Below are 6,383 nucleotides of genomic sequence, written 5' to 3'. Positions count from 1 at the left end.
GCGCAGCCTGGTGAGACTCTGCTGTTGCACGCGGCCACCGGTGGTGTGGGTATGGCTGCGGTGCAGTTGGCTCGGCATCTGGGTTTGCGGTTGTTGGTCACCGCGAGTGAGCCGAAGTGGGATGTATTGCGGGAGTTGGGTTTTGCCGATGATGAGATCGGTGATTCGCGGTCGTTGGGTTTCGAGGGGAAGTTCCTCGAGGTGACCGGGGGGCGTGGTGTGGACATTGTGCTCGATTCGTTGGCGGGTGAGTTCGTGGACGCGTCATTGCGGTTGTTGCCGCGGGGTGGTCGGTTCATCGAGATGGGGATGCTCGACCGGCGTGACTCTGATGTGGTGGCCGCCGAACACCCGGGCGTCGACTACCGCAACTTCATGCTGTTGGAGGTGGATCCGGCTCGGCTGCAAGCGATTCTGGCCACCCTCGTCGCACTGTTCGAATCCGGTGCGTTGACGCCCTTCGCGACCACCGCGTGGGATGTGCGGCGCACACCGGAGGCGTTCCGGCATATCAGCCAGGCCCGGCATATCGGCAAGAACGTGCTGGTCGTGCCGACGCCGCTGCCTGCCGACGGCACCGTCCTGATCACCGGCGGCACCGGCGGACTCGGCGCGTTGGCCGCGCGGCATCTGGTCACCGAGTACGGCGTGCGCCGCCTGGTGCTGGCGGGCCGTCGCGGCCTCGACACACCCGGCGCGGCCGAGCTAGGTGAAGAACTCGGCGCGCTCGGCGCGCACGTCGATATCGTCGCCTGCGATGTGGCCGACCGTGCTGCGCTGGACGCGGTCTTGGCCGCGATTCCGGCGGAGCATCCGTTGACCGGTGTCATCCATGCCGCGGGTGTGCTGGCCGATGGCATGTTCGAGACGATGACGGGTGAGCGTCTCGCGGAAGTATTGCGGCCCAAGGTCGATGCGGCGTGGCATCTGCACGAGGCGACCAAGGATCTCGATCTGTCGCTGTTCGTGCTCTATTCGTCCATCGCGGGCGTCATCGGTAATCCGGGGCAGGCGAATTACGCCGCCGCCAACGTCTTCCTCGACGCGCTGGCCCGGCACCGGCAGTTGACCGGGCTGCCCGCCACCGCAGTGGCGTGGGGCCCGTGGCCGCAGCGTACCGGGATGACCAGTGTCCTCGACGCGGAGGACTTCGCCCGGCTGCGGCGCGAGGGCTTCCCGCCGCTGGACGACCGGGAAGGAATGGCGCTGTTCGACACTGCGCTGACCGTCGGCAAGGCCGGATTCGTCGCCGCCAGGATCGACCGGACCGCACTGGCCGACGCACGTCCCGGTGGCCTGCGCCCGGTACTGCGCGGTGTGGCGCGGCCGTCGCGGCGTCGCGTGGACAACCGGGTGCACGAGGATTCGGGCCTGGCTGTGCAGTTGCTCGGCCGCTCGGTCGCCGAACAGGACCGCGTCATCCTCGATGTCATCCGGACCCAGGCCGCGGCCGTGCTCGGGCACGACGGGGCGGATTCGATCCCGGTGGACAAGCCGTTCCGTGATATCGGCTTCGATTCGCTCGGTGTCATGGAATTCCGCAACCGCCTGGCCAAGGCCACCGGACTGACATTGCCCTCGACCCTGGTCTTCGACCATCCGACCGTGGCGGCGGTGGCGAAACTGGTGCGCTCACAGGTCGTGCCGACAACAGTGGTCGAGCCTGTCGCGGCGGCTGCGCGTCGGGTGCGAGCCGACGATCCGATCGCCATCGTCGGCATGAGTTGCCGATTCCCCGGCGGTGTCGAATCCCCGGACGAACTCTGGGAATTGCTCGCCACCGGAACCGACGCCATCGGCGAGTTCCCCACCGATCGTGGCTGGGATCTGGAGCGGCTCTTCGACGCGGACCCGGACAAGCCGGGCACCATCTACACCCGCAATGGCGGATTCCTCGACAATGCAGGGGATTTCGATGCCGGATTCTTCGGTATCGGCCCGCGTGAAGCGTCGGCCATGGATCCGCAGCAGCGGCTGCTGCTCGAGGCGTCCTGGGCGGCGCTGGAGAACGCAGGTATCGACCCGACGTCGCTGCGCGGCAGCGACACCGGCGTATTCGCGGGCGCGTCCAATTCGGGGTACGTGGACCAGGTGACCGGCGAGCTGGAAGGTTTCCGGCTCACCGGCACCACGCAGAGTGTGATCTCCGGCCGAGTGGCCTATGTCCTCGGTCTCGAAGGGCCCGCCGTCACCGTGGACACCGCATGCTCCTCATCCTTGGTCTCGCTGCACCTGGCCTGCCAGGCGCTGCGCCAAGGGGAGAGCTCGCTGGTGCTGGCCGGTGGGGTGACGGTCTCGGCCAGTCCATATCTCTACGTCGATTTCTCCCGCCAACGTGGGCTTTCGGCCGATGGACGGTGCAAGTCGTTCGCCGCCGCGGCGGACGGTGTCGCCTTCTCCGAGGGGGTCGGCGTGCTGGTGCTCGAGCGGCTCTCCGACGCCGAGCGACTCGGACACAATGTCCTCGCCCTCGTCCGCGGCAGCGCTGTCAATCAGGACGGTGCGAGCAATGGCCTGACCGCCCCCAACGGTCCTTCGCAGGAGCGGGTGATCGCGGCGGCGTTGGCCAATGCCGGCTTGCGACCCGCTGATGTCGACGCGGTGGAGGCGCACGGCACCGGAACGACCCTGGGCGATCCGATCGAGGCGCACGCCCTGATCGCCGCCTACGGGCGTGACCGTGCGGGCGAACCGTTGCGCATCGGCTCGATCAAATCGAATATCGGGCACACCATCGCCGCAGCCGGCGTCGGCGGCGTGATCAAGATGGTGCAGGCGCTGCGCCACGAAACACTGCCCAAGACACTGCATATCGATGCGCCGAGCCCGCACGTGGCCTGGTCGGCGGAGGCGGTCGAGTTGTTGACCGAGGCGCGGCCATGGCCGTCCGGTGGCCGCGTGCGCCGCGCCGGGGTGTCGTCGTTCGGCATCAGCGGTACCAACGCACATGCCATCCTGGAGGAAGCACCCGCCCGTCCCGCCCCGGCGGCACCGGCCGAGCGTCCCCGGAGCGAAGCCGCCATCCCGTGGCTGGTGTCGGCGAGGTCGGAAGCGGGTCTGCGGGATCAGGCGGATCGCTTGCGCCAGTGGCTGATTCGCCGTCCCGACCTGGACGCGTGGGATGTCGCGCACACGTTGCTGACCTCCCGTGCCCGGCTCGATCGGCGCGCGGCCGTCGTCGGCCGCGACCGGGCCGAACTGCTGGCCGGTCTGGCCGAGCTGGCCGCGGGTGCGCCCGGCACCATCGAGGCGAACGCGAATACGGGTATGTCGGCGTTCCTGTTCACCGGACAGGGCGCGCAGCGAGCCGGAATGGGCGCGCAGTTGTACGCCGCCTTCGACGTGTTCGCCGCGGCCTTCGACGAGGTGTGCGCGCAGATCGATCCGCTGCTGGGTCGATCGCTGAAGGAACTGGTGTTCGGCGAGAACGATGCGACGGCAGACGATCCCAGCGGTGGCTCGTCCAGCGATGACGCGAACGGCCGGGGTCTGCTGGACCGGACGGAGTTCACCCAGCCCGCCCTGTTCGCCTTCGAGGTGGCGTTGTTCCGGCTGGTCCAGTCGTTCGGCGTCGAACCGGACATGGTGATCGGACATTCGATCGGAGAGTTGGCGGCCGCGTACGCGGCGGGGGTGTGGTCGTTGCCGGACGCGTGCACCCTGGTGGTGGCGCGTGGACGGTTGATGGGCGCACTGCCGGCGGGCGGGGCCATGCTGGCCGTGGCATTGCCGGCGGATCGAGCGGCACAGGTGCTCGCCGAATTCTCGGAACGGGTGTCGATGGCCGCCGTGAACGGTCCGTCGTCGGTGGTCTTATCGGGTACGACGGAAGCGATCGAGGCGATTGCGGAAAGATTGGCGGCCGACGGTGTGCGGACCTCGCGGCTACGGGTCAGCCACGCGTTCCATTCGGCGCTGATGGAGCCGATGCTCGATGAATTCCGCGCGGTCGCACAGGGGTTGACCTACCGCCGCCCGAACATCCCCATGCTGTCGAATGTTTCCGGTCTGGTGGCCGAGGCCGAAGTGACCGATCCGGAGTACTGGGTCGAACAGGTGCGCGGTTGTGTGCGATTCGCGCCGGGGATCGAGACGCTGGCACGGGCCGGTGTGCGGCGGTTCCTGGAAATCGGCCCGGATGCCGTGCTGGCCGCGATGACTCGCGAGTGCCTTGCCGAGACTCCGGTCGTCGAGGCCGAGTCGATGGTCATCGCGACCGCGCGCCGCTCGACCGACGAGCCGATCCAATTCGTCTCCGCGCTGGCGCAGGCCGCGGTCGCCGGAATGGCGGTGGACTGGACGCCGCTGTTCGCGGGCCGCTCCGCGGCCCGGGTGGACCTGCCGACGTACGCATTTCAGCACCAGCGGTATTGGTTGCGCCCGGCCGGCGGGCACGATATTCGGCAATCCGGTCTCGATGATGCGGACCATCCGCTGCTGAGCGCGATGGTGCGACTGCCGGATTCGCCGGGCGCGGTATTCACGGGCACGTTGTCACAAGCGGATCAACCCTGGCTGGGCGACCACATTATCGGCGGTGTCGCATTGCTTCCCGGGGCCGCCCTGGTGGACCTGGCGTTGCATGTGGGTTCGATGGTCGACTGCCCGCACGTGGGGGAGTTGGTGCTCGAGGCCCCGCTGCCGGTGCCGTCCGTGGGCGCTGTCGAACTGCGGGTCGTGGCGAGCGGACCGGATGAGACCGGTGCCGCCACGGTGTCGGTGTACTCCCGTCCCCGCATTGCTGCTGCGGCACAGGAGCATTCGGCACAATGGGTGCGCCACGCCGTCGGGACGGTCGCCGCCCGATCGGATGCGCCGACACTCGGCTCGGATCAAACGAGTTGGCCGCCGGTCGGTGCGACGGCCATCGCGCTCGCGGACGCGTATGCGGGACTGGCGGAATCGGGCTATGAGTACGGGCCGGTGTTCCGCGGCCTGACCGCGCTGTGGCGAGGCGACGGCGAGCTCTTCGCGGAGGTCGAGCTGCCCGAGCCCGCCCGCTCGGAGGCCGCGGGATTCGGGGTGCATCCGGCGCTGTTGGACGCCGCGCTGCACGCGATCCTGCTCGGCGGCTCGGCTCCCGCGCGACCGAATGCGGTTGTCGTCCCGTTCTCGTGGGAGAACGTCGCATTGTACGCGACCGGGGCGACATCGCTTCGGGTCCGTGTGACGCAACAGGATGCCGCCGCCGGTGACGAGCGGATTGCCGTGACCCTCACCGATACCGCGGGCATGGTGGTGGCCGAAATCGGCGCGCTGACCTTGCGGCCGGTGTCGGTCGAGGCTCTCGGCGCTGCGCCGCGTCGCAGCGAGGGGCTCGGTTACGGCGTCGACTGGATCGCGCTGCCCACATCGGCGTCCGATCTGCCGACCGGCGTGTGGAGCGCTACCGATGACGGGGAAACCGTCGCGATCGCCGGACGGATTGCCACGGTGGTGCGGCTCGACGCCGAACCCTCCGGACATCCCGCGGACCCCGTCGTCGCCGATGTCCCTACGGCAGTACGAGATTCGGTGACGGCACTGACGCAGCGAGTGCAGCGACTGCTGACTGCGGACGGGCCCATTGTCGTCGTCACGCGGCATGCGGTCGCGGTGCATCCCGGCGAGGTAGTGGACTTGCTCGCCGCGGCGGCCTGGGGTCTGCTGAGCTCCGCACAGAGTGAGCATCCGGACCGGATCTTCGTCATCGATGGCGACGACTGGTCGGACTATCGACGGTGTGCGGAAATGGCTTTGACGACCGAAGGTGAAGCACAGCTCGCTGTGCGCCGTGGAGCAGCCCACACACCGCGTCTGAGCCGGATCGGTTCGGATGTCGTCGAGGTAGCCACAGCACAGCACGCTGGGGCGCTCGGCGACGGCTCGGTGTCCGACAGGTCGACCTGGGCACTGACCTTGTTCGGCAAGGGAACTTTGTCGGCGGACAACTTCCGCCTGGCCGAGGATGCGAGCGCGTCCGAACCGCTTGCGGCCGGGCAGGTCCGGGTGAGTATGCGGGCGGTCGGCGTCAATTTCCGCGACATCCTCATCGCGCTGGGCACCTATCCCGATGCCGATGCCCGGATCGGTAGTGAAGGCGCCGGAATCGTGCTCGAAGTGGCACCCGATGTGACCGAATTCGCGCCGGGAGATCGGGTTTTCGGGTTCATTCCTGGTCTCGGTTCGACGGTGGTGGTCGATCGTCGATTGCTCGCGCCGATGCCGAGCGGCTGGTCCTTCGCCCGAGCGGCTGCCGTGCCCGCGGTGTATGCGACGGCTTATTACGGTTTGGTTGATCTGGCTGCTGCGCAGCCTGGTGAGACTCTGCTGTTGCACGCGGCCACCGGTGGTGTGGGTATGGCTGCGGTGCAGTTGGCTCGGCATCTGGGTTTGCGGTTGTT

The 6,383-nt window shown here is 68.3% G+C and carries 1 protein-coding gene; it reads left to right on the top strand.

Features of this window, described 5'->3' with window-relative positions:
• Window positions 1-24: 24 nt before the first annotated feature.
• On the top strand, window positions 25-6,383 hold a 6,359-nt coding region (locus ABZW16_RS42605; RefSeq protein ID WP_354961857.1), incomplete at its 3' end, for an SDR family NAD(P)-dependent oxidoreductase.

This window comes from Nocardia sp. NPDC004604, from assembly GCF_040609795.1.
Lineage (GTDB): Bacteria > Actinomycetota > Actinomycetes > Mycobacteriales > Mycobacteriaceae > Nocardia.
The sequence above is the reverse complement of the archived record's forward strand: the minus strand, read 5'-3'. Positions and strand labels throughout refer to the sequence as shown.